21 protein-coding genes are annotated in these 26,595 nt (G+C 72.0%); 19 read left to right on the top strand and 2 right to left on the bottom strand.

What is annotated here, in order from left to right:
• Nucleotides 1–66 precede the first annotated feature (66 nt).
• Together ACRX5S_RS17280 and ACRX5S_RS17275 are read left to right on the top strand one after the other, a co-directional pair.
• On the top strand, nt 67–1,911 hold the full coding sequence (locus tag ACRX5S_RS17280) for an ABC transporter ATP-binding protein (RefSeq protein ID WP_436773828.1): 1,845 nt from the start codon (nt 67–69) through the stop codon (nt 1,909–1,911).
• Nucleotides 1,908–3,746: an ABC transporter ATP-binding protein gene (locus tag ACRX5S_RS17275; protein WP_436773827.1), complete on the top strand. Its 1,839-nt coding sequence runs from the start codon at nt 1,908–1,910 to the stop codon at nt 3,744–3,746. The genes ACRX5S_RS17280 and ACRX5S_RS17275 overlap by 4 nt, the downstream gene beginning before the upstream one ends.
• Nucleotides 3,747–4,104: 358 nt before the next feature.
• On the opposite strand, the gene ACRX5S_RS17270 is transcribed toward ACRX5S_RS17275, so the two are convergent.
• Together ACRX5S_RS17270 and ACRX5S_RS17265 are read right to left on the bottom strand one after the other, a co-directional pair.
• Entirely contained in the window at nt 4,105–4,992 is an 888-nt protein-coding gene (locus ACRX5S_RS17270; protein ID WP_436773826.1) for a septum formation family protein, read from the bottom strand.
• A 49-nt stretch (nt 4,993–5,041) separates the two neighbouring features.
• A complete protein-coding gene (locus ACRX5S_RS17265) occupies nt 5,042–5,887 on the bottom strand; it encodes a septum formation family protein (RefSeq protein ID WP_436773825.1) in 846 nt (281 codons plus the stop codon).
• Between the two features lie 201 nt (nt 5,888–6,088).
• Here ACRX5S_RS17265 and hisI point away from each other — a divergent pair, with 201 nt between their 5' ends.
• The 17 genes from hisI to pyk all read left to right on the top strand — a co-directional run bounded on the left by hisI (nt 6,089) and on the right by pyk (nt 26,541).
• Complete coding sequence (gene hisI, locus ACRX5S_RS17260; protein WP_436773824.1) at nt 6,089–6,505, top strand: phosphoribosyl-AMP cyclohydrolase; 417 nt, start codon at nt 6,089–6,091, stop codon at nt 6,503–6,505.
• A gap of 78 nt (nt 6,506–6,583) precedes the next feature.
• Nucleotides 6,584–8,125 (top strand): anthranilate synthase component I, encoded by a 1,542-nt coding sequence (locus ACRX5S_RS17255; protein WP_436773823.1) that lies wholly within the window; start codon nt 6,584–6,586, stop codon nt 8,123–8,125.
• 10 nt (nt 8,126–8,135) lie between these two features.
• Complete coding sequence (locus ACRX5S_RS17250; RefSeq protein WP_436773822.1) at nt 8,136–8,795, top strand: TIGR02234 family membrane protein; 660 nt, start codon at nt 8,136–8,138, stop codon at nt 8,793–8,795.
• A gap of 750 nt (nt 8,796–9,545) precedes the next feature.
• Nucleotides 9,546–9,752 (top strand): HGxxPAAW family protein, encoded by a 207-nt coding sequence (locus ACRX5S_RS17245; protein ID WP_436773821.1) that lies wholly within the window; start codon nt 9,546–9,548, stop codon nt 9,750–9,752.
• Nucleotides 9,753–9,964: 212 nt separating this feature from the next.
• Complete coding sequence (locus ACRX5S_RS17240) at nt 9,965–10,393, top strand: CD225/dispanin family protein (RefSeq protein WP_436773820.1); 429 nt, start codon at nt 9,965–9,967, stop codon at nt 10,391–10,393.
• Nucleotides 10,394–10,437: 44 nt separating this feature from the next.
• The gene (locus ACRX5S_RS17235) at nt 10,438–10,905 is read left to right on the top strand and encodes a DUF2752 domain-containing protein (protein ID WP_436773819.1); all 468 of its coding nucleotides are present in this window, start codon (nt 10,438–10,440) and stop codon (nt 10,903–10,905) included.
• A 339-nt stretch (nt 10,906–11,244) separates the two neighbouring features.
• Nucleotides 11,245–12,054 carry an indole-3-glycerol phosphate synthase TrpC gene (gene trpC, locus ACRX5S_RS17230; RefSeq protein ID WP_436773818.1) on the top strand — a complete coding sequence of 270 codons (810 nt, stop codon included), beginning with the start codon at nt 11,245–11,247 and terminating at the stop codon, nt 12,052–12,054.
• Nucleotides 12,055–12,073: 19 nt separating this feature from the next.
• Nucleotides 12,074–12,226, top strand: a complete 153-nt coding sequence (gene trpM / locus ACRX5S_RS17225; protein ID WP_436773817.1) for a tryptophan biosynthesis modulator TrpM — start codon at nt 12,074–12,076, stop codon at nt 12,224–12,226.
• A 133-nt stretch (nt 12,227–12,359) separates the two neighbouring features.
• Nucleotides 12,360–13,604 (top strand): tryptophan synthase subunit beta, encoded by a 1,245-nt coding sequence (gene trpB / locus ACRX5S_RS17220; protein WP_436773816.1) that lies wholly within the window; start codon nt 12,360–12,362, stop codon nt 13,602–13,604.
• Nucleotides 13,601–14,401 (top strand): tryptophan synthase subunit alpha, encoded by an 801-nt coding sequence (gene trpA / locus ACRX5S_RS17215; protein WP_436773815.1) that lies wholly within the window; start codon nt 13,601–13,603, stop codon nt 14,399–14,401. Before trpB ends, trpA begins: the two co-directional genes overlap by 4 nt.
• 202 nt (nt 14,402–14,603) lie before the next feature.
• Nucleotides 14,604–15,146: a MauE/DoxX family redox-associated membrane protein gene (locus ACRX5S_RS17210; protein WP_436773814.1), complete on the top strand. Its 543-nt coding sequence runs from the start codon at nt 14,604–14,606 to the stop codon at nt 15,144–15,146.
• A gap of 180 nt (nt 15,147–15,326) precedes the next feature.
• Nucleotides 15,327–16,142, top strand: coding sequence for a DsbA family protein (locus ACRX5S_RS17205; protein ID WP_436773813.1), 816 nt, complete (start codon nt 15,327–15,329; stop codon nt 16,140–16,142).
• Nucleotides 16,143–16,312: 170 nt separating this feature from the next.
• Nucleotides 16,313–17,476, top strand: coding sequence for a prolipoprotein diacylglyceryl transferase (gene lgt / locus ACRX5S_RS17200; protein ID WP_436773812.1), 1,164 nt, complete (start codon nt 16,313–16,315; stop codon nt 17,474–17,476).
• A 272-nt stretch (nt 17,477–17,748) separates the two neighbouring features.
• The gene (locus tag ACRX5S_RS17195; protein WP_436774052.1) at nt 17,749–18,435 is read left to right on the top strand and encodes a VIT1/CCC1 transporter family protein; all 687 of its coding nucleotides are present in this window, start codon (nt 17,749–17,751) and stop codon (nt 18,433–18,435) included.
• A gap of 323 nt (nt 18,436–18,758) precedes the next feature.
• Entirely contained in the window at nt 18,759–23,318 is a 4,560-nt protein-coding gene (gltB, locus tag ACRX5S_RS17190; protein ID WP_436773811.1) for a glutamate synthase large subunit, read from the top strand.
• A complete protein-coding gene (locus ACRX5S_RS17185) occupies nt 23,311–24,771 on the top strand; it encodes a glutamate synthase subunit beta (protein ID WP_436773810.1) in 1,461 nt (486 codons plus the stop codon). Before gltB ends, ACRX5S_RS17185 begins: the two co-directional genes overlap by 8 nt.
• Nucleotides 24,772–25,116: 345 nt before the next feature.
• A complete protein-coding gene (gene pyk, locus ACRX5S_RS17180; protein ID WP_436773809.1) occupies nt 25,117–26,541 on the top strand; it encodes a pyruvate kinase in 1,425 nt (474 codons plus the stop codon).
• The last annotated feature ends 54 nt before the right edge of the window (nt 26,542–26,595 follow it).

Genomic DNA, 26,595 nt, shown 5'->3' with positions numbered 1-26,595 from the left:
ACCCCCCCCCCCCCACCGCCATGCGGGCCACCGGGCGCACCGCCCCACGCCGAAAGTGGAGAACGCGTGACCGACCGCGCGAGCGAAGACGCAGACGAGAAGGACGTCCTGAGACGGGGCATGCGGGTCCTCGGCGTCGCCATACGCGAGGAGCCGCGCATCTTCGCGGCGGCCGTCGGGGCGAGCGCGCTGTACGGCGCCACCACCGTCGTCTCCGCACTCATCCTCGGCGAGGTCACCGACCGCGTCGTGGTCCCCGCCTTCCGCGACGGCGACACCACCGCCGGCGCGCTGACCGCGACCTTCCTCGTGGTGCTCGGCATCGCGCTGCTCAAGGCGCTCGGCATCGTCGGCCGCCGCCTGTGGGCCGGGATCATGCAGTACCGCCTCCAGGCGACGTACCGCCGCCGCGTCACGCGCCAGTACCTGCGCCTGCCGCTCGCCTGGCACCACCGCCATCCCACCGGCGCGCTGCTGTCGAACGCCAACGCCGACGTCGAGGCGGCCTGGTACCCCATCGCCCCGCTGCCGATGGCCACCGGCGTCGTCGTCATGCTGGTCGTCGCCGCGGTCTCCATGCTTGTCACCGACTGGGCGCTGGCGCTGGTCGGGTTCGTGATCTTCCCGGCGATCTTCGTCCTGAACATCATGTTCCAGCGCCGCCAGGGCCCACTCGCGATGCGCGCCCAGGAGCTGCGCGCCGACGTGAGCGCCATCGCGCACGAGTCGTTCGACGGCGCGCTCGTCGTCAAGACGCTCGGCCGCGAGGACGAGGAGGCGGCCCGCTTCGAGGCGACCTCGCGCGAGCTCTCCGACGCCAATATCGCCGTCGGCCGGGTGCGCGCGGTCTTCGACCCGCTGCTGGAGGCCCTGCCGAGCCTCGGCGTGCTGATGGTCCTGCTCGCGGGCAGCGTGCGGATCTCGAACGGCGACCTCAACCCCGGCGAACTCGTGCAGATCGCCTACCTGTTCACCCTCCTGGCCTTCCCCGTGCGGGCCATCGGCTGGCTGCTCGGCGACATGCCGCGAGCGATCGTCGGCTACGACCGGGTCCGGCACGTCCTCGACGCCGAGGGCGAATCGGCGTACGGCCGCGCCGCCGCCGACAAGACCGGCCCCGCCGGCCTCCAGGCCCGGGCGGTGCGGTTCGGCTACGCCGACGGCGCCGACGTCCTGTCCGACGTGACCTTCGACGTCGAGCCCGGCCGCACGATCGCCGTCGTCGGTGCCACCGGCTCGGGCAAGTCGACCCTCGTCTCGCTCCTGGTCCGCCTCGTGGACCCGGCGAGCGGCGAGGTGCTGCTCGACGGCACCGACCTGCGCGAGTTCCGCCGCGGCGGACTCGCCGCGGCCGCCGCGCTGGTGCCGCAGCAGGCGTTCCTCTTCGACGACACGATCCGCGACAACATCACCCTCGGCCTGGACGTCTCCGACGACGACGTACGCGAAGCCCTCCGCATCGCGCAGGCCGACGGCTTCGTCGACCGGCTCGCGCACGGCCTGGACACCACGGTCGGCGAGCGCGGCACGTCGCTGTCCGGCGGCCAGCGCCAGCGCATCGCCCTGGCCCGTGCGCTGGTGCGCCGCCCGCGCCTGCTGGTCATGGACGACGCCACGTCGGCCGTCGACCCGCGCGTCGAGGCCGCGATCCTCGCCGGACTGCGCGAGGGCGGGACGGGCCCCTCGACGGTCGTGGTCGTGGCGTACCGCAAGGCCACCATCGCCCTCGCCGACGAAGTCGTGTACATCGAGGACGGCAAGGTCGCGGGACGCGGCGCCCACACCGAGCTCATCGACTCGTCGGTGGGATACCGGCGCTTGGTCAACGCCTACGAGCGCGCCGCACGCGACCGCGAGCAGGCGGCCGCCGCCGCGGCACTCGCCGACGAGGACGAGGAGGTGTCCGCATGAGCACGGCAACCGCCCCCGGAACCACCCCCGAAGCCCCCCTCGAACCCAAGGGAGTCGGCGCCGACCGGCCGCGCCAGTCGGGCTGGGCGGTGCTGCGGCGCGGCCTCGCGCTGTCGCCCGAGTTCAAGCAGGGCATCGCGGTCACCCTCGTGCTCGCCGCGATCGCGACCGCGGGCCGCATCGTCGTGCCGCTCGCGGTGCAGCAGACGATCGACAACGGCCTGCGCGCCGACGACGGCCCCGACCTGGCGCTGGTGCGCTGGATGGTCGCCGGGGCGGCGGTCGCGGTCGTGGTGACGGCGGTGTGCTCGTACGCGATGAACGTGCGCGTCTACAACGCCAGCGAACGCGGCCTCGCCACGCTGCGCGTCCGCGCGTTCCGGCACGTGCATGACCTGTCCACGCTGCACCAGCAGACCGAGCGGCGCGGCTCGCTCGTCTCGCGCGTGACCGGCGACGTCGACACCATCACCCGCTTCATCCAGCAGGGCGGCCTGATGGTCGTCATCAGCGCGGGCCAGCTCCTGGTCGTGTCGGCCCTGATGCTGGCTTATTCGTGGCAGCTCACGCTGCTGGTGTGGGCGTGCTTCGCGCCGCTGTTCCTGCTCCTCAAGTCCTTCCAGAAGCGCGTCGCGGCGGCGGCCGACTCGGTGCGCGTGCACGCGGGGCGCATGCTCGGCGCGATCTCCGAGCCGGTCGTCGGCGCCGCGGTGGTGCGCGCGCACGGCATCGAGGACCGCACGTCGGCGCGCATCGACGAGGCGATCGACGGCCACCGGGCGGCGCAGACCCGGGCGCAGACGCTGGTCGCGCTGACCTTCCCGATGGGCGAGGTCGCGGTCGGCCTGGCCAACGCCCTGGTGGTCGTGGTGGGCGTACTCCTGGGCGTGGACGGTCAGTTGACGCTCGGCGAGCTGGTCGCGTTCCTGTTCCTGGTGACGCTGTTCGTGATGCCCGTGCAGTTCGGCGTCGAGGTGCTCAACGAGGCGCAGAACGCCCTCGCCGGGTGGCGCCGCGTGCTGGAGATCCTGGACGCCGAACCGGACATCGCCGACCCGGGCGACCGCGGGGCGGACCTGCCGCGCGGGCCGGTGGAGGTGCGGTTCGAGCATGTCGGGTACGCGTATCCGGGCGGTCCGCGCGTGCTGCACGACGTCGACGTGCGCCTCGCGCCGCGCAGCCGGGTCGCCGTCGTCGGCGAGACCGGCTCCGGCAAGACGACCTTCGCCAAGCTGCTGACCCGCATCGTCGACCCCGACGAGGGCCGCGTGCTGCTGGACGGCATCCCGCTCCCGGACGTGCGGTTCGCGTCGCTGCGGGCGCGCGTGGTGATGGTGCCGCAGGACGGGTTCCTGTTCGACGCGACCATCCGCGACAACGTGCGCTACGGGCGGCCGGACGCGGACGACGAAGCGGTGCTCGGCGCGTTCGCCGACCTCGGCCTCGGCGACTGGCTCGGCGGACTGCCGCGCGGCCTCGACACGGCGGTCGGGCAGCGCGGCGAGTCGCTGTCGGCGGGGGAGCGGCAGTTGGTCGCGCTGGCCCGGGCGTACGTCGCCGACCCGGACCTGCTCGTGCTGGACGAGGCGACCTCGGCGGTGGACCCGGCCACCGAGGTGCGGATCCAGCGGGCGCTGGACGGGCTCACGCGCGGGCGTACCGCGGTGTTCATCGCGCACCGCATGTCGACCGCCGAATCGGCCGACGAGATCCTGGTGTTCGACCAGGGCGTGCTGGTTGAACGCGGCACGCACGCCGAGCTGGTGGGCGCGGGCGGGGTCTACAGCCGCCTGCACGCGTCGTGGACGGCCCAGCAGCGGCCTGCGGGGGGCTGACGCGCGTGCTCGGTCGGCACCCGCGTGTTTGATCGGCACCCGCGCGCTTGATCGGCGCTCGTGTCCTTGATCGGCACTGAAGTGCCGCGCCGGGACCGCCGCACAGCAACACCGCGGTCCCGACAACAGCGTGGCTCCGCCACACGATGGGCCCGACAACACCGTGGGCCAGCGACACCATGGGCCCGACAACAGCAAAGCCTGCGACACCATGGGCCCGACAACACCGTGGGCCCGACCGAATCCGGCCGGGCCCACAAGTGTCACTGCTGTCGTCGGTACCCCGCGGGCACCCGCACAACCGTTACTGCTCGGCGTGCCCAAACGTGGCCCGGGCGCCGCCCCTCACTTCGCCCCGTCACTTCTTGAGCGGCGCGGTCAGCTGCTCGCTGCCGCGCATCTGCACCATGCACTGCACCTCGCGGTCGCCGTCCGACCAGCTCGCCTCGGACGGGAAGATGAAGTCCGAGATGAGTTTGGAGGCGTTCGGCTGCTTGGCCACGATGTCGGCGATGGCCGTGTCGCACAGCTCGCCCGCCTGGTTCTCGGCCTCTTCGTCGCCCGGCCAGGGGCCGTCCTCCATGAACACGTTGCGAACGTGCTCGGCGTCGTGGGGCGTCGTGCAGTCGACCTTCTTGACCTCGCCCGTTCCCGGCGGGAACGTGACGCAGTCGCCCGGCACCAGGGTGATCTTGTCGACCGAGTTGTCCGACGGATCCGGTGTCGGGGACGACGTGGTCGGCCGGGCCGACGTCGCGCGGGTCGTGGGCGTGCGACTAGGCGTCTCGGTCGAGGGATCGTCCGACGGGCTCTGCGACGCGGAGGCCGTCGGCGACTTCGAGGAGGACTTCGACGGCGACGGGGAGCCGCCACCCGCCTTGTCGTCCTTGTCGTCGCCGCCCAGGCTGAGGACGAGGCCGATGACGATGCCGGCCACCACGACCGCACCCGCCACGATCCAGGCGACCATCTTGCCGCTGTTGCCCCCGCTGCCGCCCGGCGGACCGGGGGGATAGCCGGGCGGGCCGCCGAAGCCGCCCGGTCCGGAGGGGCCCGCGGGGCCGCCGGGGCCGGGCGGTCCGCCCGGGTAGCCGCCGCTCGGGCCACCGGGATAGCCGCCGCTGTACGGGCCCCCGCTCCCGTACGGTCCGGCCGGTCCGCCTCCGCCGTACGGCGCTCCGCCGTACCCTCCGCCCTGGGGCGGCCCCGGGGGCCACCCGGAACCGGGGTTCTGCGGAGTACTCACGCCCCCACCTCGCTTCGTCCACTCATGGCCCGTCCGACGTGCGCGGTCGTCAGCCCAGCTTCTTGGTGATCTTGGCCTTGCTCACGTCCTGCACCAGGCAGGTGACCTCGCGGTCGCCGTCGTCCCAGCTCGCCTCGACCGGGTAGCTGTACTGGAGCGTGTACTTGTCCGGGTTCGGCTCGTCGGAGACCGTCCGTTCGTACGCCGACTCGCAGGCCGTCGCAACCTGGTTCTGGAGCTCCGCCTTCGTCGGATAGGTGCTTCCGGTGAGGTCGAAGTTCTTGAGTACCTCCATGTCGTGCGGCGTCGTGCAGCTCACCTTGTCGATGCCGCCGGTCACGCTGTTGACGTTGATGCACTCGCCGGTGCGGAGCGGCACGTCCTCGACGGTCCCGCCGCCGGTCCTCGTCGAGGTGGCCGTCGGGCGGGTGCTGGTACGGGTGTTCGTCGGCGTGGGCCGCGACGTCTTCGTCTCGGTCTCGGTCGCGGTGGGGGACTTCGAGGCGCTCTGCGAGGTCGAGGGCGCGGGCGGCGACGTCGTCGGGTTCTTCGCCTTGTCGTCCTTGTCGTCGCCGCCCAGCAGGAACACGAGCGCGGCGATCACGCCGCCGACGACCACGAGAGCGCCGACGACGGTCAGGATCAGCGGTCCGCGGCCGCCGCCGGGAGGCGGCCCGGGCGGGCCCGGGTAGCCTCCGGGGCCGTTGGGACCGCCGTACCCGCCTCCGGGGTAGGTCGGGCCGCCGGGGTACTGCGGGCCGCCGGTGGGCGGGCCGCTCGGGTACTGCGGGCCACCCGGGTAGGAGCCTCCGGAATAGCTGCCCTGGTAGGGGTCGGGTTGTTGTCCATAGCCGGGCGGGAATCCTCCCTGTCCCGGCGGCGGCGGCATCGTCATGCGCAAAGCTTGCCTGATCGGGTGAAGCTCCCGCACGGGTGGTTCCCTTAATCGCGCTGCCGTGATACCCCCGTGACGGGCCGGTACCGGAATGCACACTTTTCCGCGCCCTGGGGATGCCGCCCGGCGGCCGCCGGGCGTCCCGCGTCAGGCGCCCGCACCGGCTCGGGACCGGCCCGACAGGTCTGCGAGAATGCGGGGATGACCGGTGCCCCCACCCCCGCCACGCCGTCCGGATCCCCCTCCCCGGTGCCCGCGGTGCGCCCCTCGGACCTCGACCCCGCGGTCGCGGCCCGGCTCAAGCGCGACGAGAACGGCCTCGTCGCCGCGGTCGCGCAGCAGTACGACACCGGCGAGGTGCTGATGGTCGGCTGGATGGACGACGAGGCGCTGCACCGCACGCTCACCACCGGCCGCGGCACGTACTGGAGCCGCAGCCGCAAGGAGTACTGGGTCAAGGGCGACACGTCCGGCCACACCCAGCGGGTGGTCTCCGTGGCGTTGGACTGCGACGGGGACGCGGTGCTGGTCAAGGTCGACCAGACCGGCGCGGCATGCCACACGGGCGACCACACCTGCTTCGACGCGGGCGCGCTGACCGTGACAGGTCCGGCCTAGGCCCCGTCGGACCGGATCATCCACAGCACAAGCCGCCGCACGTACGAGCGCCACCTGCGTCCCGGGAGAGCCCGCACCATGACCACCGGCACCGTCACCCCCGACCTCGACGCCTTCCGCGACCTCGCGCGCGAGCTCCGGGTCATCCCGGTGACACGGCGTTTTCTGGCCGACGGCGACACCCCGGTCGGGCTGTACCGGAAGCTCGCCGCGGAACGACCCGGGACGTTCCTCCTCGAATCAGCAGAGAACGGGCGTACCTGGTCCCGGTATTCGTTCGTCGGCGTGCGCAGCGCCGCGACGCTCACCGAATCCGGCGGCGCCGCCCGCTGGCTCGGCGAGCCGCCGGTCGGCATCCCGCGGGAGGGTGATCCGCTGGACGTGCTGCGCGCGACCGTCGAGGCCCTGCACACGCCGCACGACATCCCCGGCCTGCCGGACCTCCCGCCGCTGCACGGCGGCATGGTCGGCTACCTCGGCTACGACATCGTGCGGCGCCTGGAGCGGCTGCCCTCGCTGACGCGCGACGACCTGCGCGTACCCGAGCTGATGATGATGCTGGCCACCGACCTCGCGGTGCTCGACCACGCGGACGGGACGGTGCTGCTGATCGCCAACGCGATCAACTGGAACGGCCTGGAGTCCGGGGTCGAGGACGCGTACCGCGACGCCGTCGCGCGCCTCGACACCATGACCGCGGACCTCGCGCGCCCGGCCGAGGGCACCGCGTCGTACGTCCAGGGCGGCGTGGCCCCGCGCTGGACCAGCCCCTGGGGCGGTGCCGAGTACCGGAAGGCCGTGGACGCCGCGAAGGAGGAGATCCGCGCGGGCGAGGCCTTCCAGATCGTGCTGTCGCAGCGGTTCGAGATGCCCACCGTGGCGAGCGCGCTCGACATCTACCGGGTGCTGCGGACCACCAACCCCAGCCCGTACATGTACCTCTTCCGGCTGCCCGGCCCCGACGGGGCCGCCGAGGGCGGCTTCGACATCGTGGGCTCCAGCCCCGAGGCGCTGGTCAAGGTCACCTCGGGACGCGCGATGCTGCACCCGATCGCGGGCACCCGCCCCCGCGGCGCCGGCCCCGAGGAGGACGCCGCGCTCGCCGCCGAACTCCTCGCCGACCCCAAGGAACGCGCGGAGCACCTGATGCTGGTCGACCTCGGCCGCAACGACCTCGGCCGGGTCTGCGCGCCGGGCAGCGTCGAGGTCGTCGACTTCATGTCCATCGAGCGCTACAGCCACGTCATGCACATCGTCTCGACGGTCGTCGGCGAACTCGACGAGGGCCGCACCGCGCTCGACGTCCTCGGCGCGTGCTTCCCGGCGGGCACCCTCTCCGGCGCCCCCAAGCCGCGCGCGATGGAGATCATCGAGGAGTTCGAGCCCACCCGCCGCGGGCTGTACGGCGGCTGCGTCGGCTACGTCGACTTCGCGGGCGACCTCGACACCGCGATCGCGATCCGGACCGCCCTGATCCGGGACGGCGTCGCGTACGTCCAGGCGGGCGCGGGGGTGGTCGCCGATTCCGACCCGGTCGCCGAGGACACCGAGTGCCGCAACAAGGCCGCCGCGGTGCTCCGCGCCGTCGCCACCGCCGCGACCCTGGCCCCCGCCCGATGACCCCCGCCACATGACCGACCCCGCCCCCGAGGAGCACCCCATGCCCTCCGCCGAGACAGCGCCGGCCCCCGAGGTCGCCGAGACCGCCGCCGATCCCGTACGCAAAGCCGCCCGCCGCGAACTGGGCACCGCCCTGCTGCTGGTCGCCGCCGGAGCCGCCCTCGTCCTGTCGCTCTCCGGCCGAGTGTGGGCCGAAGGCACCGCCATCGCGCACGGCACGCGCTTCCCGATCGAGGCGACCGGCTCGGCCGTCACCAAGCTCCCGACCGCCCTCGCCCTCCTCGCGCTCGCCGCGGCCGTCGCCGTCATGGCCACGCGCGGCGCCTGGCGCGTCGTCGTCGGCGCCCTGCTCGCGCTCGCCGGGGCCGGAATCGCCGCGGCCGCCGCCTCCGGCGCGGGTGACCGCTCCGCGCTGGACTCGAAGGCGGCGTCCAAGACCGCGATCGAAGGCGTGCAGGCCGTCGACGTCACGCACACCGCCTGGCCGTGGGTCACCCTCGTCGGCGGCCTGCTGATCCTCCTCGCCGGCCTCGCCGTGATCGTCCGCGGCCGCACCTGGCCCGGCATGGGCAGCCGCTACGAGACCCCCGGCCCCCGCTCCCGCACCCGCCCCACCACCTCCGCCGAGATGTGGAACGCCCTGGACCGCGGCGAAGACCCCACCCACTGAACTCCACCCACGGAACTCCACCCACCAACCCCGTACGCACGACGCAGCCTCGGCAGAGGCGCTTGCCGCGGACACGACCCCTCCAGCGGTGCACCTCGCCGATCCCCAGCCGGCTCAGCGCCCAACTCCCGCGACGTGCGCGTCACATCGACCGCTCTCACGTGCGATCCGAGGGCCGTCGCCCTCCGCGAACCGCCATATCGCGCAATTCTTGCGCGCACGGCCTCCGTGCGGGCGAAGTCACACACTTCTCCCATGTCAGGGCGAAATCGCGCGTCGTCCGCGGCGGCACACCGCCGTCCCCCAGCACGGCGACCCGCGCGGTCACGGCCGTCGCGCCCGCGCGCCGAAACTCGTCGGCGCACACGGGGCAGCCCTGGTAGGGCAATTACCGGCAGATACGTGCCTTGCCGATCACCCCGGGCGAGACCAGGTCGCGGCTCCCGCGACGGCCGCGCCGCGACACCGCCGTCCCGACCCCGGCGACCAGCGGGCCCGCGCGCTGTGAAACATGTGCTTCACACACTTCGCACCATGACCCGGCACGAGGCGCGCGCTTTGCCGGCGCCAGTGGACGAGCCGGTTCTCGGGCGTACCGTCCACGATCCGATGCGTGCGGCGGGGCGCACCTGCGGGGGCGCGGGGTCGTTGGCCAGGTTGTGGGCCACCCCGCGTCATGGGAGGGCCGGTGCTATGGGGACAATGGAGGGCACGGGCCCGCCGCCCGTCACCACAGATCAAGGAGCAACGATGTCGCAGGGCGTTGACCACGGGAACACCCCCGCCGCCTGGACCCTCACGATCCTCGCGCTGATCGGGTCGACCATCTCGGGTGTCGCGCTGATCGCCGCCAGCGCCGTCCTGTTCTGGGTCGGCCTGGCCGTCGTCGCCGTCGGCTGCATCGCGGGTCAGGCCATGCGCATGGCCGGAATGGGCACGGCGACCGCGCGTCGCTGAACCGGCTTCGGGTGCCGCGCCCCGCTTTCCCGGTGCCGCCGGGGAGGCGGGGTGCGGTACGCCCGTCCGCCGGGAGCCCCGCGCGGGGTTGATGCGGTCGGTACTGTGGGCCTGCCGGTCGGCGCTCCACGGGGAGCGCGGCCGACGAGACATCCGCGCCGGGGGCGTCCGCCGCTCGGCGGCCGGGCGGGCGCGAAGGGGATCGCACGCACATGAGTCAGGGCTATCCGCCCCCGCCGCCTCCCGGCGGGCAGCCGCCCGGTTGGGGCGCGCAGCCGCCGTTCGGCCACTCCGCGCCGCAGCAGCCCACCACGCCGTACGGCTACCCCGGCCCCGCCCAGCCGCCCGGTTACGGCCTGCCGCCGCAGGGCCCGGTCCCGACGCCGCCGCCCGACAACTACCTCGCGTGGGCCGTCATCGCCACCGTGTTCTGCTGCTTCCTGGCCGGGATCCCCGCGCTGCTGGCCGCGACGTCGGTCAACGAGCGCTGGATGCGCGGCGACCAGGCCGGTGCCCGCGAGGCGTCGCTGCGCGCTCGCAACTGGACCATCGGCGCGGTGCTGCTCGGCATGGTGTTCTGGACGACCTGGATGGTCGGCGTCTTCGTGCTCGGCTGGAAGGACACGCTGGGCGACCTGTGAGCCGCCTCTGCCCGTCCGGCGCCCGCGCGGGGCAGGATGGGCCGGTGACCGCCGCACCGCCTCCCGACGCCGCCCCCGGATGGGGCACGTACCCCGCGCCGCCCCCGCCGCCGCGCGGGCTGCTGCGGCGCGTGGCCGGTCCGGCCGCGGTGGCCGCCGGGGCGGTCGCCGCCGCGGTCTACGTCGGGACCGTCGACCCCAACGAGCCCGGCCACTACCCGGTCTGCCCGTTCCTGAGGTTCACCGGCGCCTACTGCCCCGGCTGCGGCGGCCTGCGCTGCGCCCACGCGCTGGCCCGGCTGGACGTGCCGGAGGCTCTCGCGTACAACGCCTTCGCCGTCGCGGTGGTCCCGCTGCTGGCCGTCATCTGGCTGCGCTGGACGGCCCGCTCGGTGCGCGGCCGGGTGCGCATGTCGGCGGCCGACCCCCGGCTCGTACGCCTGCTCGTGGCCGCCATCGTGGTCTTCACCGTGGTGCGCAACCTTCCCTTCGGCAGCGCACTCGCCCCCTGAGCGCCGGGCGAACACCGCGCGAACACCGGTCCAGCTGGACCCGAACCGGACCCGAACCCGCCCCCAACAAGGCGCGAACCACACGCGAACCACACGCGGACCACGGCCCCGCCCCGGTCGAATTGCCCGCCTTGTGGACCTGCGGGACGCCCGCTCCGTGCGACGCCGTATGCTGCCCCCACCTCTTCGACGGTATGCGGGAAGCCGAGCCCTTCGGCAGGCCGATACCATCGAAGGGCCGGGAACCACCGGACACCGCCACACGTTGTCCGCCGCCCGGCCCGGGGCGATCCGGTCGGACCACTCCAGTCCGTCACCTGTGACGAGGGGAAGCAAAGCGTGAGCGTGCTCGACGAGATCATCGACGGTGTGAGCGCCGACCTCGCCGAGCGACAGGCCCGCGTATCCCTTGATGAAATCAAGGACCTGGCGGCGGCGGCGCCACCCGCCAGGGACGCGCTCGGCGCGCTGCGCGCCGGAGGCGTCGCGGTCATCGCCGAGGTCAAGCGGTCCAGCCCGTCCAAGGGCGCACTCGCCGCCATCGCCGACCCGGCCGGCCTCGCCGCCGACTACGAGGCGGGCGGCGCGGCCGTCATCAGCGTGCTGACCGAGCAGCGCCGCTTCGGCGGTTCGCTCGACGACCTCGACGCGGTCCGCGCCCGGGTCGACATCCCCGTGCTGCGCAAGGACTTCATCGTCACCAGCTACCAGCTCTGGGAGGCCCGCGCGCACGGCGCCGACCTCGCGCTGCTGATCGTCGCCGCGCTGGAGCAGAACGCCCTCGTCTCCCTCATCGAGCGCGCCAAGTCCATCGGCCTCACGCCGCTGGTCGAGGTGCACGACGAGGAGGAGACCGAGCGTGCGCTGGAGGCCGGCGCCCAGATCATCGGCGTCAACGCGCGCAACCTCAAGACCCTTGAGGTCGACCGAGCCAACTTCGCACGGATCGCCCCGATGATCCCGGACACCGTCGTGCGCATCGCCGAGTCCGGCGTCCGCGGCCCGCACGACCTCATCGCGTACGCCAACTCCGGCGCCGACGCGGTCCTGGTCGGCGAGTCCCTGGTCACCGGACGCGACCCGCGCAGCAGCGTCGCCGACCTCGTCGCCGCCGGCGCGCACCCCGCGCTGCGCCACGGACGCGGCTGAGCCGGGGGAACCGTCCGCCATGAACTGCCGTGACCTCGCCGGGCGCTTCGCCCGCGGCGCCAAGCCGCGCGGATGCCGCGCGCCCGCGCGCCGCGTGCTCGGCCGTCGGGTCCGGTTCGTGATCGGCTGCGAGCCCGGTCAGATCCAGGGGAGGCGATGGCGCCACCGCTGACCCCGTCAGCAGCGCCGCCCACCACGGCCGCCCCGTCCGGGACGGCCCCGGCCGCCGACCGGGCCGCACGCCACCCGTGTGCGCCGAGTGTCACGCGGCTCCACGACCACCTCTCCCCAAGAGGATCACCACCATGTCTACCGAGACGTCCCACGAGACCGCACAGCAGCCGGATCCGTCCGGCCACTTCGGCGTGTTCGGCGGGCGCTTCCTGCCCGAGGCGCTCATCGCCGCGCTCGACGAGCTGACCGCCGCGTACGAGAAGGCCAAGACCGACCCCGAGTTCCAGGCCGAGTTCACCGGCCTCCTCAAGGACTACGCCGGACGCCCCAGCATCGTCACCGAGGCCCCGCGCTTCGCCGCGCACGCCGGCGGCGCCCGCATCATCCTCAAGCGCGAGGACCTCAACCACACCGGCTCCCACAAGATCAACAACGTGCTCGGGCAGGCCCTGCTCACCAAGCGCATGGGCAAGACCCGCGTCATCGCCGAGACCGGAGCCGGCCAGCACGGTGTCGCCACCGCCACCGCCTGCGCGCTGCTCGGCCTCGAATGCGTCGTTTACATGGGCGAGGCCGACACCAAGCGGCAGGCCCTCAACGTGGCCCGCATGCGGGTGCTCGGCGCCGAGGTCATCCCCGTGACCATCGGCTCGCGCACCCTCAAGGACGCCATCAACGAGGCCCTGCGCGACTGGGTCACCAACGTCGACACCACGCACTACCTGCTCGGCACCGCCGCGGGCGCGCACCCGTTCCCCGCGATGGTCCGCGACTTCGCGCGCATCGTCGGCGTCGAGGCCCGGCAGCAGGTCCTCGACCTCACCGGGAAGCTCCCCGACGCGGTCGCGGCATGCGTCGGCGGCGGCTCCAACGCGATCGGCATCTTCCACGCCTTCATCCCCGACGAGGGCGTGCGGTTGTACGGGTTCGAGGCGGGCGGCGACGGCGTCGAGACCGGCCGCCACGCCGCGTCCATCACCGGCGGGGCCATCGGCGTGCTGCACGGCGCCCGCACGTACCTCCTCCAGGACGAGTACGGCCAGACCGTGGAGAGCCACTCCATCTCGGCCGGCCTCGACTACCCGGCCGTCGGCCCCGAGCACGCCTGGCTGCACGACACCGGCCGCGCCGAGTACCGCCCGGTCAACGACGACGCGGCCATGGAGGCGTTCCGCCTGCTGTGCCGCACCGAGGGCATCATCCCGGCGATCGAGTCGGCGCACGCGCTGGCCGGCGCCGTCGAACTGGGCAAGGAACTCGGTCCGGACGCCACCATCCTGGTCAGCCTGTCCGGCCGCGGCGACAAGGACATGCACACCGCCGCCCGCTACTTCGACCTGTTCGACGCCGACGTCCGCGAGGAGGACCAACAGTGACGCGCCTCTCCGAAGTCCTTGCCGCGGCCCGCGCGGAGAACCGCGCCGCGCTCGTCGGCTACCTCCCCGCCGGCTACCCGAGCGCCGAGGGGTCGGCCGAGGCCGCCCGCGCGATGGTCGAGGGCGGCTGCGACGTCATCGAGATCGGGCTGCCCTACAGCGACCCGCAGATGGACGGTCCGGTCATCCAGCGCGCCGTCGAACACGCGCTCGCGAACGGCGTCAACACGCACCACGTCATCGACAACGCCCGCGCCGTCGCCGAGACCGGGGCCGCGTCGCTGGTCATGACGTACTGGAACCCCGTCGAGCGGTACGGCGTCGACCGGTTCGCCGAGGAGCTGGCCGCGGCCGGCGGGTCCGGGGTCATCACCCCCGACCTCATCCCCGACGAGGCCGCCGACTGGATCGCCGCCACCGACAAGCACGGGCTCGACCGGATCTTCCTGGTCGCCCCGTCGTCCACCGACGCGCGCCTGAAGCTCACCACCGACGCGTGCGGCGGCTTCGTCTACGCGGCGTCCACGATGGGCATCACCGGCACCCGCACGAGCGTGGGCAACCGCGCCGCCGAACTGGTCGGCCGCACCCGCAAGGTGACCGACCTGCCGGTCTGCGTCGGCCTCGGCGTCTCGAACGCCGCCCAGGCCGCCGAGATCGCGGCGTACGCGGACGGCGTCATTGTCGGCTCGGCGTTCGTCCGCGCCCTCCTGGACGCCCCGACCCCGGAGGCCGGGATCGACGCGGTCCGCAGCCTCGCCGCGGAACTCGCGGAAGGCGTGCGAGCCGGGCGCTGAACGAGGACCGCGGACCGGAAAGCCCGGCCGCAGAAATTTGGACATAGCCATCTAGATGGCATCATGGCGGGCGGCTGTCGCGTTCCAGCGGTGGCCGCCCGTCGCCGTTTGACCTCAACGAGTTACTCCGAACGAGGAACCTCGGGCCCTCCAAAACGGTTAAACAAGGGCACCCCACCCATCCGTGATGGAGGTCAGACCCATGAACGCGGCCGTCGCCGTGGACCGCCCCGCACGCGGTCCCTCAAGCCTCAGGCGAGCCTTCCCGTGGATCGGCGTCGCCGCCCGCCTCGGCCTCGCGGTCGTATGGGCCTGGGCCGGCTGGGAGAAGGCCGTCAACCCCGCCCAGGCCGCCCAGGCGGTCCGCGCGTTCGACGTACTCCCCGAAAGCCTCGTGGAGCCCATCGGGTACGCCCTGCCCTACCTCGAACTGGGCCTCGCCGCCCTGCTCGTCGTCGGCCTCGGCACCCGCATCGTCGCCGGCATCTCCGCAGTCCTGCTGCTGGTGTTCATCGCCGGCATCGCCCAGGCCTGGGCGCGCGGCCTGGCCATCGACTGCGGCTGCTTCGGCGGCGGCGGACCGATTGCGCCCGACCAGACCAAGTACCTCCAGGAGATCCTGCGCGACCTGGCCTTCATGGTCCCGGCCGTCTGGCTCCTGCTGTTCCCGCGCACGCGCCTGTCGGCGGACGCGTGGCTGGCCATAGACGAGCCGGCCGAAGACGACTTCGACGACGAGGACTGACGCGCGGGGGGACCGGCACCCCCACCCCGCACCGCCCTCAGAATCCGCGGGAACTTCCCGGCCCCCGCGTCCGACCACCTGGACAAGGGATCCGCCGGCCCACCCGCCGCCCGACATTTCATGCCCAATACCGAGATCCGACCCTGACTCCGACCGACAGATAGACGGTGACCCGAGGACATGAGCAAGAAGAACGACGACGGCAAGCGCACCGCCCGCGAGCGCATGCAGGCGGAGCGAATCCGCCAGCAACAGGCGGACAAGCGCAAGCGAGCCCTCATCATCGGCGGGTCGGTCGTCGCGGTCCTCGCCGTCGCGGCGGGCATCGGGATCATCGTCGGCAACAACGAGTCGGACAAGAACGAGTCCAACTGGGCGTCGGTCGCCGACCAGCCGCTCCGGCAGCCCGCGGGCGTCACCGGCACCGTCGTGCCGTACGGCAGCAACCCCAACGCCCCGGTCCTCACCATCTACGAGGACTTCCGCTGCCCGATCTGCGAGCAGGTCGAGACCAAGCTCGGCGCCACCATCCAGCAGCTCGCCGACGCCGGGACCATCCGCCTGGAGTTCCACATCGCGTCGTTCCTGGACCGCAACCTCGGCGGCAACGGGTCGAAGTACGCGGCCAACGCCGCCGCGTGCGCGCAGGACGCCGGCAAGTTCAAGGCGTACCACGACGTCCTGTACGCGAACCAGCCCGACGAGAGCAGCGACAAGTTCGGCAAGAACTCCTACCTGCTCGACCTCGCCGGCCAGGTCGACGGCCTGCGCAGCCCGGCCTTCGACCAGTGCGTCAACGACCTTGCGTTCGCACCCTGGGTCAAGCAGTCCCAGGAGGACTTCAACACCGCCAAGGTCGGCGACGACCAGGTTACCGGCACGCCCACACTCGCCATGAACAACCAGAAGCTGAAGTACACCGAGGGCAACCAGATCATGAGCCCGGAGGCCTTCAAGGCGCAGATCGAACAGATCGTCGCCACGATGCCGAAGTGATGCCCGAAGTGATGAGCGACGTGATGCGCGAAGTCATGCGCGAAGCAATGCCGCCCGTGTAACCGACACCCCGGCGCACCCGCGCCCCCGCGCCGCGGCTTCGGCGCACCCATGTCTCCCGGACACAGGTGCAGCCGCGGCGCGGGCGGCAGGGTAGCGTCGTCCTTGCCATGGATCTCGCATACATTCCCAGCCCGTCCAAGGGCGTAGTCGACCTCGGCCCGCTGCCGCTGCGCGGGTACGCGCTCTGCATCATCCTCGGCGTGATCCTGGCCATCTGGCTCGGTGAACGCCGCTGGATCGCCCGGGGCGGCCGGCCCGGGACCGTGATGGACCTCGCCGTCTGGGCGGTGCCGTTCGGCCTCATCGGCGGCCGGATCTACCACGTGATCACCACGCCGGGGCCGTACTTCGGCAAGAACGGCGACCCGATGCAGGCGTTCGCCATCTGGAAGGGCGGCCTCGGCATCTGGGGCGCCATCTTCCTGGGCGGCGTCGGGGCGTGGATCGCCTGCCGCCGCCGGGGCATCCCGCTGCCGGCCATGGCCGACGCGATCGCTCCCGGCATCGTGCTGGCCCAGGCGGTCGGCCGCTGGGGCAACTGGTTCAACCAGGAGCTGTACGGCAAAGCCACCGACGTTCCGTGGGCGCTGAAGATCGACGCCGACCACAGCCCGGACGGCGTCGCGGGCACGTTCCACCCGACGTTCCTGTACGAGTTCCTGTGGTGCATCGGCGTCGCCCTCCTCGTGCTGTGGGCGGACCGCCGCTTCCAACTCGGCCACGGCCGCGCGTTCGCGCTGTACGTCGCCGGCTACACCGTCGGCCGGTTCTGGATCGAGGACCTGCGCATCGACGAGGCGGAACACATCCTCGGCATGCGGCTCAACAACTGGACGTCGATCCTGGTCTTCGCGGGTGCCGTCGCGTACATCGTCGTCTCGTCCCGCAAACACCCCGGGCGCGAGGACCCCGCGACCCTCAAGGGCACGCGGCCGTACGGCGACGACGCCGGAGCCGCAGACTCCGAAGACTCCGAGGGAGAGGACGCGACCACCGGCGACCCCGGCTCCAAGGTCTCGACCACCAAGGTCTCCACCACCAAGGCCGCCGACGCCGGTGCCTCCGGCTCCTCGACGGTGTCCACCACCGAGGTCTCCACCACCGAGGTCTCCACCACCGAGGGAACCGGCGCAGACGGGACCGACGCCCGGGAATCCGACGCCGATGGCCCGGCGGGCGACACGTCCGCGGCATCCGCGGAAGACACCCCCGCATCCGGGGAAGAAGCCGCCTCCGGGAAGCGTTCCAAGGACGGCTCGAAGAGTCCTTGAGCCGCCCGTTCAACCCTCCTGACCTGCGGGTTCGGTCAGCCTTGCCTTGCTGGTGAGGTCGTTTGCCACGCGGTAGCTTCGAGGGGACGAACCCCTGAGGAGGGCCTGACGTGAGCAGTATCGGCGAGATAGGCGAGGTCGAGGCGACCGCTCCTGCCCCGAAGGCACACGCCGGCCAGGCCGACTCCCCGCACGCCCCGGACAAGGCCGGCGCCCCCCGGCTCGCCGACGCCGCGAAGGGTCGTCAGCGGCCGGGCGCCGACGAGCCGGAGATCGACCACAGCCACCGCGACATCGCGGGCGGCTGGCTGCGCCCCGCGGTCTTCGGCGCGATGGACGGCCTGGTCTCCAACTTCGCGCTGATCGCCGGTGTCGCCGGCAGCAACGCGTCCGCCAGGACGATCGCCATCACCGGGCTCGCCGGGCTCGCGGGCGGCGCGTTCTCGATGGCCGCGGGGGAGTACACCTCGGTCGCCTCGCAGTCCGAGCTGGCCCAGGCCGAGGTCGAGGTCGAACGGCGCGAGCTGGTCCGCGCCCCGGAAGCCGAGATGCGCGAACTGGCCGAGCTCTACATCGCCCGCGGGCTCGACGAGGAGCTCGCGTACGAGGTGGCCGCCCAGCTCTCGCGCGACCCGGACCAGGCCCTCGAAGTGCACGCTCGCGAGGAGCTGGGCGTCGACCCGCACGACCTGCCCTCGCCGTGGCTGGCCGCCGGGTCGTCGTTCCTGTCCTTCGGGATCGGCGCGGTGCTGCCGCTCCTGCCCTACCTGCTCGGCGCCACCGCCCTGTGGCCCGCGCTCATCCTCACCATGATCGGCCTGTTCGCGGCGGGCGCGGTCGTCTCCCGCGTCACCGGCCGCCCGTGGTGGTTCGGCGGCTCCCGCCAACTGCTGCTCGGCGGCGCGGCGGGCGGCCTCACCTACCTCCTGGGGATGGCAATCGGCCAAGGCATCGGCTGATCCGGACCTGACGCTGTGTGAGGCGTCCGAAACGCACACGACATCAAACGCCGTGCGCACAAGGCATGCACAAAATGATCACCTTGCGTACGTCTGTTCGACCGTTTCGGTAATGGGATGGCCGGGAATGAGCCCAGCGCGCGGAGGCGGCAGTGGCGACGGGCCGGACACAACCCCCGGTTTTTCCGGCAGTGTCCGAATGACGAGACAAAGGTGTCTTGTGTTCCGGATGCCACAACTGATCGTGTAACCTGCACGAAATCGCAGAGGGCCAACGTCGTCCCTGTTGCGCACCACACGCCACGACGACGACGGGAGCGCCGATGCCTCCTGCTGCATCCACTCAGGGCCCCCTTTTCTCCGCGGTTCCCGCTGCCCAGGGCCTGTACGACCCCCGCAACGAGCACGACGCCTGCGGTGTCGGTTTCGTCGCGACGCTCACCGGCGAGCCGAGCCACGACATCGTCCAGCAGGCTCTCACCGTGCTGCGCAACATGGAGCACCGCGGCGCCACCGGCGCCGAGCCGGACACCGGCGACGGCGCGGGCATCCTCACCCAGATCCCGGACGAGTTCTTCCGCGCCGCGGCCGGCTTCGAGCTCCCCGCCGCCGGCTCCTACGCCGCCGGCATGGCGTTCCTCCCCGACGACGCCGTGCACGCCGGCCGCGCCAAGTCCTCCATCGAGCGCATCGCCGCCGAGGAGGGCCTGAAGGTCCTCGGCTGGCGCGACGTGCCGACCACCCCCGAGCTGGTCGGCGCCACCGCCCGCGCCACCATGCCGCGCTTCGCGCAGATCTTCGTCGCCGACGCCACCGGCGAGCGCGACGGCGTCGCCCTGGACCGCCTCGCCTTCTGCCTGCGCAAGCGCGCCGAACGCGAGGCCGAGGTCTACTTCGCCTCGCTGTCCGCGCGCACCATCATCTACAAGGGCATGCTGACCACCGGTCAGCTCGAACCGTTCTTCCCCGACCTGTCCGACCGGCGCTTCGCGTCCGCCGTCGGCCTCGTCCACTCGCGGTTCTCCACCAACACGTTCCCGGCCTGGCCCCTCGCGCACCCGTACCGCTTCATCGCCCACAACGGCGAGATCAACACGGTCATGGGCAACCGCAACTGGATGGCCGCCCGCGAATCCATGCTCGAAACGGACCTCATCCCCGGCGACCTGTCGCGGCTCTACCCGATCTGCACCCCGGGCGCCTCCGACTCCGCCTCCTTCGACGAGGTCCTGGAGCTGCTGCACCTCGGCGGCCGCACCCTGCCGCACGCGGTCCTCATGATGATCCCGGAGGCGTGGGAGAACCACACCTCCATGGACGAGGCCCGCCGCGCCTTCTACCGCTTCCACGGCACCGTCATGGAGCCCTGGGACGGCCCCGCCTGCGTCACCTTCACCGACGGCACCCAGATCGGCGCCGTGCTGGACCGCAACGGCCTGCGCCCCTCCCGCTACTGGGTCACCGACGACGGCCTCGTCGTCCTGTCCTCCGAGGTCGGCGTCCTCGACATCGACCCCGCCAAGGTCGTCCGCAAGGGACGCCTCCAGCCCGGCCGCATGTTCCTGGTGGACACCGCCGCGCACCGCATCGTCGAGGACGACGAGATCAAGTCCGCGCTGGCCGCCGAACACCCGTACGCCGACTGGCTGCACGCGGGCCTCGTCAACCTGGAGGACCTGCCCGAGCGCGAGCACGTCGTGCACACGCACGCCTCCGTCTCGCGCCGCCAGCAGACCTTCGGCTACACCGAGGAAGAACTCCGCGTCATCCTCGCCCCGATGGCCCGCACCGGCGGCGAACCACTCGGCTCCATGGGCACCGACAGCCCCATCGCCGCGCTCTCCGACAAGCCGCGCCTGCTGTTCGACTACTTCGTGCAGCTCTTCGCCCAGGTCACCAACCCGCCGCTGGACGCCATCCGCGAGGAACTGGTCACCTCCCTCGGCTCGTTCCTCGGCCCCGAGGCCAACCTGCTCGACCCCACCCCGGCCGCCTGCCGCAACGTCGTGCTGCCCTTCCCGGTCATCGACAACGACGAGCTCGCCAAGCTCATCCACATCAACGCCGACGGCGACATGCCCGGCCTCAAGGCCGCCACCATCTCCGGCCTCTACCAGGTCGACGGCGGCGGGGACGCGCTGCGCCGCCGCATCGAGGAGATCCGCACCGAGGCGACCACCGCCATAGCGGACGGCGCCCGCATCATCGTGCTGTCCGACCGGCACTCGGACGCCGAGAACGCGCCCATCCCCTCGCTGCTGCTCACCAGCGCCGTGCACCACCACCTCATCCGCACCAAGACCCGCACCCAGGTCGGCCTCATCGTCGAGGCTGGCGACGTGCGCGAGGTGCACCACATCGCGCTGCTCATCGGCTACGGCGCCGCCGCGGTCAACCCGTACCTCGCCATGGAATCCGTCGAGGACCTGGTGCGCGAGGGCGTGTTCCTCAAGGACATCGAGCCCGAGAAGGCGATCCGCAACCTCATCAAGGCGCTCGGCAAGGGCGTCCTGAAGGTCATGTCCAAGATGGGCATCTCCACCGTCTCGTCGTACCGCGGCGCCCAGGTCTTCGAGGCCATCGGCCTCGCCGACGGCGTCGTCGCCGAGTACTTCACCGGCACCACCAGCAAGCTCGGCGGCGTCGACATCGACGTCCTCGCCCGCGAGGTCGCCGAGCGGCACGCCAAGGCGTACCCGCCCAGCGGCATCGCCCCCTCGCACCGCCGCCTGGAGATCGGCGGCGAGTACCAGTGGCGCCGAGAGGGCGAGCCCCACCTGTTCGACCCGGAGACCGTCTTCCGCCTCCAGCACTCCACGCGCGAGCGCCGGTACGACATCTTCAAGAAGTACACCTCCCGCGTCGACGAGCAGTCCGAGCGCCTCATGACGCTGCGCGGCCTGTTCCGCTTCAAGGACGGCGGGCGCACCCCCATCCCCGTCGACGAGGTCGAGCCCGTCTCCGAGATCGTCCGGCGGTTCTCCACCGGCGCCATGTCGTACGGCTCCATCTCCATGGAGGCGCACCAGACCCTCGCCATCGCGATGAACCGCCTCGGCGGCAAGTCCAACACCGGCGAGGGCGGCGAGGACCCCGAGCGCCTGTACGACCCCGAGCGCCGCTCGGCGATCAAGCAGGTCGCCTCCGGCCGCTTCGGCGTCACCTCCGAATACCTCGTCAACGCCGACGACATCCAGATCAAGATGGCCCAGGGCGCCAAGCCCGGCGAGGGCGGCCAACTCCCCGGCCACAAGGTCTACCCGTGGGTCGCCAAGACCCGGCACTCCACCCCCGGCGTCGGCCTCATCTCGCCCCCGCCGCACCACGACATCTACTCCATCGAGGACCTCGCCCAGCTCATCCACGACCTCAAGAACGCCAACCCGCAGGCGCGCATCCACGTGAAGCTCGTCGCCGAGGTCGGCGTCGGAACGGTCGCGGCCGGCGTCAGCAAGGCCCACGCGGACGTCGTCCTCATCTCCGGCCACGACGGCGGCACCGGCGCCTCGCCGCTGACCTCCCTCAAGCACGCCGGCGGCCCCTGGGAGCTCGGCCTCGCCGAGACCCAGCAGACACTGCTCCTCAACGGCCTGCGCGACCGCATCGTCGTGCAGACCGACGGCCAGCTCAAGACCGGCCGCGACGTCATCATCGCCGCCCTGCTCGGCGCCGAGGAGTACGGCTTCGCCACCGCACCGCTCGTCGTGTCCGGCTGCATCATGATGCGCGTCTGCCACCTCGACACCTGCCCGGTCGGCGTCGCCACCCAGAACCCCGAGCTGCGCTCGCGGTTCACCGGCAAGGCCGAATACGTCGTCAACTTCTTCGAGTTCATCGCCGAAGAGGTCCGCGAACACCTCGCGGCACTGGGCTTCCGCAGCCTCGACGAGGCGATCGGCCACGCCGAACTCCTCGACACCAGCGCCGCCGTCGACCACTGGAAGGCCGCCGGCCTCGACCTGGCCCCGCTCTTCCACGTCCCCGCGCTGCCCGAGGGCGCCGCACTCACCTGCACCACCGCGCAGGACCACGGCCTCACCAAGGCACTCGACAACCAGCTCATCGAACTGGCCGCCGACGCCCTGGAGAAGGCCGAGCCGGTCCGCATCCAACTCCCCGTGCAGAACATCAACCGCACCGTCGGCACGATGCTCGGCCACGAGGTCACCAAGCGGTACCGCGGCGAGGGCCTGCCCGACGACACCGTCGACATCACCCTCACCGGCTCCGCGGGCCAGTCGTTCGGCGCCTTCGTCCCGCGCGGCATCACGCTGCGCCTGGAAGGCGACGGCAACGACTACGTCGGCAAGGGCCTCTCGGGCGGACGCATCATCGTGCGCCCCGCCCGCAACGCGCCCTTCGCCGCCGAGGACAACGTCATCGCCGGCAACACCATCGCCTACGGCGCGACCGGCGGCGAGATCCTGCTGCGCGGCCGGGTCGGCGAGCGCTTCTGCGTCCGCAACTCCGGCGCCACCGTCGTCGCGGAAGGCGTGGGCGACCACGGCTGCGAGTACATGACCGGCGGCCGCGCGGTCGTCCTCGGCCCGACCGGACGCAACTTCGCGGCCGGCATGTCCGGCGGCGTCGCCTACCTCCTCGACCTCGACCCGGCCAACGTCAACACCGAACTGGCCGGCATCGAGACCCCCTCCGAGACCGACCTCCTGGAGCTGCACGGCGTTGTGCGGCGCCATTTCGAGGAGACGGGCTCCGCGGTCGCGGAATCCCTCCTCGCCGACTGGGACACCGCGTCCCGGCGCTTCGGCAAGATCATGCCGAGGGACTACAAGGCAGTGCTCGCCGCCAAGGACGCCGCCGAGCAGGCCGGACTCACGGAGTCCGAGACCGTCCAGAAGATGATGGAGGCGGCACATGGCTGACCCGAAGGGATTCCTCACCACCCCCCAGCAGGTGGGCACACGCCGTCCCGTCGACGTGCGCATCCGCGACTGGAAGGAGGTGTACGAGGAGCGCACCCTGCTCCCCATCATCACCAAGCAGGCCGGACGCTGCATGGACTGCGGCATCCCCTTCTGCCACAACGGCTGCCCGCTCGGGAACCTCATCCCCGAGTGGAACGACCTGACCTGGCGCGAGGACTGGGAGGGCGCCGCAGAGCGCCTGCACGCCACCAACAACTTCCCCGAGTTCACCGGGCGCCTGTGCCCGGCACCGTGCGAAGCCGCGTGCGTCCTCGGCATCAACCAGCCCGCGGTCACCATCAAGAACGTCGAGGTGTCGATCATCGACCGGGCGTGGGACGACGGCAACGTCGCCCCGCAACCGCCCGAGCGCCTGTCCGGCAAGACCGTCGCCGTCATCGGCTCCGGCCCCGCCGGGCTCGCCGCCGCCCAACAGCTCACCCGGGCCGGGCACACCGTCGCGGTCTACGAGCGCGCCGACCGCATCGGCGGCCTGCTGCGCTACGGCATCCCCGAGTTCAAGATGGAGAAGCGCCACATCAACCGCCGCATCGAGCAGATGCGCGCGGAGGGCACCAAGTTCTACACCGGCATGCAGATCGGCACCGACGTCGACGCGGGCAAGCTGCGCCGCCGGTACGACGCCGTCGTGATCGCCGCCGGGGCCACCGCCTGGCGCGAACTCCCGGTCCCCGGTCGGGAGCTGGGCGGCATCCACCAGGCGATGGAGTACCTCCCGTACGCCAACAAGGTGCAGGAAGGCGATCTGGTCGCCTCACCGATCGACGTGGCCGGCAAGCACGTCGTCATCATCGGCGGCGGCGACACCGGCGCGGACTGCCTCGGCACCGCGCACCGGCAGGGGGCCGCCTCGGTCACCCAGCTCGAGATCATGCCGCGCCCGTCGGAGGAGCGCCCGGCCTCGCAGCCGTGGCCGACGTACCCGATGACCTACCGCGTCGCGAGCGCCCACGAGGAGGGCGGCGAGCGGGTCTACGCCGTCAACACCCAGGAGTTCGTCGGCGGCGAGGACGGCCGGGTCAAGGCGCTCAGGCTGGTCGAGGTCACCATGGTCGACGGCCGGTTCCAGCCGGTCGAGGGCACCGAGCGCGAGATCCCCGCGGACTTCGTGTTCCTGGCGATGGGCTTCACCGGCACCGACCGGGCCAACGGCCTGATCGAGCAGATGGGCCTGGAGATGGACGACCGCGGCAACATCGCGCGGGACGGCGCGTACGCGACCAACGTCGACGGCGTCTACGTGGCCGGCGACGCCGGGCGCGGCCAGTCCCTCATCGTGTGGGCCATCGCCGAGGGCCGCTCCTGCGCGGCCGAGGTCGACCAGTGGCTCACCGGCGTCACCAACCTGCCGCGGCCGATCAAGCCGACCGATCGGCAGCTCCTCGTGTGACCGCCTCGTGTCATCGCCACGTGTGGACGCTTGGCGTGACCGCCTCGCGTGAGTGCGTTGCGTGACCACGGGGTGAACGTGTCGTGTGAACGTTTCGTGTGAACACCGCCCGGCGGGCTGCGCCGGGCGGTGTCACCCCGCACAGCTTCCGGGTGGCGCGTCGCCGTCCGGCAGAACCATCCAGGGCCCCCGTGTCGTTGTTGTAGACGACACGGGGGCTTCTTCGTGGCGGGCGCCGCCCGATGCGGCGTCCGGGGTTCCGCAACAACAAAATGTTGAGCGCTGTTAACCGGCAAATCGGACACCGCTCACTCACTACTTCACGGTAGGAACTAGGGTTGATTCATGCGTCGAGCGAAAATTGTCTGCACCCTGGGCCCAGCCACCAACAGCTACGAGCAGATCCGCACGCTCGTGGACGCAGGCATGGACGTAGCCCGCTTCAACCTCAGCCACGGCACCTACGCCGAACATGAGGAGCGCTACCACCGGGTGCGCAAGGCCTCCGACGAGTCGGGCCGCAGCGTCGGCATCCTGATGGACCTCCAGGGTCCCAAGATCCGCCTCGGCAACTTCGCGGAGGGCCCCGTCCTGCTCGAACGGGGCGACGAGTTCACCATCACCACCGACGACGTGCCGGGCGACCGCCACGAGGTCTCCACGACCTACAAGGGCCTCCCCGGCGACGTCGGCAAGGGCGAGCGCATCCTCGTCGACGACGGCCGCGTGACGCTGGAGGTGACCGACGTCGAGGGCCCGCGGGTCCACACGATGGTCATCGAGGGCGGCATGGTCTCCGACCACAAGGGCCTCAACCTCCCCGGCGTCGCGGTGAGCGTGCCCGCGCTGTCCGAGAAGGACATCGAGGACCTGCGCTGGGCCCTGCACATGCGCTGCGACCTGGTCGCCCTCTCCTTCGTGCGGAGCGCCAAGGACATCGAGGACGTCCACCGCATCATGGACGAGGCCGGCTACCGCGTCCCGGTCATCGCCAAGATCGAGAAGCCCCAGGCGGTCGCGAACCTGGCGGAGATCGTCGAGGCGTTCGACGCGGTCATGGTGGCCCGCGGCGACCTCGGCGTCGAGATGCCGCTCGAACAGGTTCCGTTGGTCCAGAAGCGCTGCATCACGCTCGCGCGGGCGAACGCGAAGCCGGTCATCGTCGCGACGCAGATGCTGGACTCCATGATCAGCGCCTCGCGCCCGACGCGGGCCGAGGCCTCCGACGTGGCCAACGCGGTGCTGGACGGCACCGACGCGGTGATGCTGTCGGGCGAGACCTCGGTCGGCAAGTACCCGATCGAGACCGTCAAGACCATGGCCCGGATCATCTGCGCCGCCGAGGAGTCCTCCGCACTCCAGGAGGAGCTGCGGAGCCTTCCCGACCCGCGCACCCAGGGCGGCGTCATCGCCTCGGCGGCCGCCGAGATCGGCGACCGGCTGGGCGCGAAGTACCTCGTGGCGTTCACCCAGAGCGGCGACACCGCGCGGCGCCTGTCGCGCTACCGTCCGATGATCCCGACGCTGGCCTTCACCCCGGAGCCGGGCGTCCGCAGCCAGCTCTCGCTGACCTGGGGCGTGGAGACCTTCCTCGGCGAACTGTGCGAGCACACCGACGAGATGGTGCGGCAGGTGGACGCGTCCCTCCTCAACATCGGCCGCTGCAAGCCGGGCGACGTGGTCATCATCACCGCCGGCTCCCCGCCCGGCGTCCCGGGCTCCACCAACATGATCCGCGTGCACCACATAGGAGAAATGCTCACCAAGTAGCGGGCAACTCCCCCCAGCAGAACGGCCGGTGGCCGGGACCCATGGTCCCGGCCA

Origin of the sequence: Yinghuangia sp. YIM S09857, assembly GCF_051388915.1 — a bacterium.
GTDB lineage: Bacteria > Actinomycetota > Actinomycetes > Streptomycetales > Streptomycetaceae > Yinghuangia.
This window is presented reverse-complemented; position numbering and strand designations above follow the sequence as displayed.

Coding starts and splice junctions, on each gene's coding strand:
- ACRX5S_RS17275 (WP_436773827.1), top strand. CDS start 1,908: ATGAGCACGGCAACCGCCCCCGGAACCACCCCCGAAGCCCCCCTCGAA.
- ACRX5S_RS17265 (WP_436773825.1), bottom strand. CDS start 5,887: ATGACGATGCCGCCGCCGCCGGGACAGGGAGGATTCCCGCCCGGCTAT.
- hisI (WP_436773824.1), top strand. CDS start 6,089: ATGACCGGTGCCCCCACCCCCGCCACGCCGTCCGGATCCCCCTCCCCG.
- ACRX5S_RS17255 (WP_436773823.1), top strand. CDS start 6,584: ATGACCACCGGCACCGTCACCCCCGACCTCGACGCCTTCCGCGACCTC.
- ACRX5S_RS17250 (WP_436773822.1), top strand. CDS start 8,136: ATGACCGACCCCGCCCCCGAGGAGCACCCCATGCCCTCCGCCGAGACA.
- ACRX5S_RS17245 (WP_436773821.1), top strand. CDS start 9,546: ATGTCGCAGGGCGTTGACCACGGGAACACCCCCGCCGCCTGGACCCTC.
- ACRX5S_RS17240 (WP_436773820.1), top strand. CDS start 9,965: ATGAGTCAGGGCTATCCGCCCCCGCCGCCTCCCGGCGGGCAGCCGCCC.
- trpM (WP_436773817.1), top strand. CDS start 12,074: ATGAACTGCCGTGACCTCGCCGGGCGCTTCGCCCGCGGCGCCAAGCCG.
- trpB (WP_436773816.1), top strand. CDS start 12,360: ATGTCTACCGAGACGTCCCACGAGACCGCACAGCAGCCGGATCCGTCC.
- ACRX5S_RS17210 (WP_436773814.1), top strand. CDS start 14,604: ATGAACGCGGCCGTCGCCGTGGACCGCCCCGCACGCGGTCCCTCAAGC.
- ACRX5S_RS17205 (WP_436773813.1), top strand. CDS start 15,327: ATGAGCAAGAAGAACGACGACGGCAAGCGCACCGCCCGCGAGCGCATG.
- lgt (WP_436773812.1), top strand. CDS start 16,313: ATGGATCTCGCATACATTCCCAGCCCGTCCAAGGGCGTAGTCGACCTC.
- gltB (WP_436773811.1), top strand. CDS start 18,759: ATGCCTCCTGCTGCATCCACTCAGGGCCCCCTTTTCTCCGCGGTTCCC.
- ACRX5S_RS17185 (WP_436773810.1), top strand. CDS start 23,311: ATGGCTGACCCGAAGGGATTCCTCACCACCCCCCAGCAGGTGGGCACA.
- pyk (WP_436773809.1), top strand. CDS start 25,117: ATGCGTCGAGCGAAAATTGTCTGCACCCTGGGCCCAGCCACCAACAGC.